The following is a 747-nucleotide window of genomic DNA, read 5'->3' as shown; positions in this document are numbered from 1 at the left end:
TGGGACCTCTGGCTGCGCGAGTCCCTCGCCAGCAGTCAGGCACAGATGGGTGACGATTGGCTCAGCGCCTATCTGACGAGTCCGCTATGGCGGTTCGTGCTGTCGCCCGGCGTCGCGGGCCGCAGCGGCTGGGCCGGTGTGCTCATGCCGAGCGTCGACCGCGTCGGGCGCTATTTTCCCTTCACCCTTGCCTGTCCCCTGGCGCCCGGCACGGATCCCGTCCCGCTCCTGTGCGCGCCTCAGTGGCTCGAGCAGGCGGAAAGCCTCGCCCTGTCGGGGCTCGAGGACGACTGGAACATCGAGGCCTTCGATGCCGAAGTCATGGCCCTGGGCGCTCCGCCGTCTCAGGAACAGGGGCAGACCCTGGAATCGGCGCTGGGAGAGGGGATGCGGCGGAACGCCTGGCGGCTCGCGGTGGCCGCGCCGCAGGATGTCCGCCACGCCATGCCGCGTCTCCTGAATCGGGCGCTCGATCAGATGTTCTGTGCCTACAGCCTCTGGTGGTCGAGCGGCTCCGACCGGGTGGCGCCCTCCATGCTCACCTGCCAAGGGCTGCCTCCAGCCGAGGGATTCAGCGCCCTGATCGGCGGCGGCTGGGCGGCGAGCGGATGGTGGGAGCTTTAGAGGCGCGGCCAGCGCAGGAGTCATCATGACCAGCACAACCAGACCCATCGCCTGGAAGTCCGCCGGTGTCACGCACCCGGGCCGCATCCGCAGCGTCAATCAGGATGCCTATCTCGATCGTCC

1 protein-coding gene is annotated in these 747 nt (G+C 68.9%); it reads left to right on the top strand.

Annotated features, from left to right (window positions below; genetic code table 11):
* A partial coding sequence (tagF, locus tag G3480_RS27105; RefSeq protein ID WP_164657274.1) for a type VI secretion system-associated protein TagF occupies positions 1–624 on the top strand: 624 nt, incomplete at its 5' end.
* Positions 625–747: the final 123 nt, after the last annotated feature.

Origin of the sequence: Thiorhodococcus mannitoliphagus, from assembly GCF_010915725.1 — a bacterium.
In the GTDB taxonomy this organism is placed as follows: domain Bacteria; phylum Pseudomonadota; class Gammaproteobacteria; order Chromatiales; family Chromatiaceae; genus Thiorhodococcus; species Thiorhodococcus mannitoliphagus.
The sequence above is the reverse complement of the archived record's forward strand: the minus strand, read 5'-3'. Positions and strand labels throughout refer to the sequence as shown.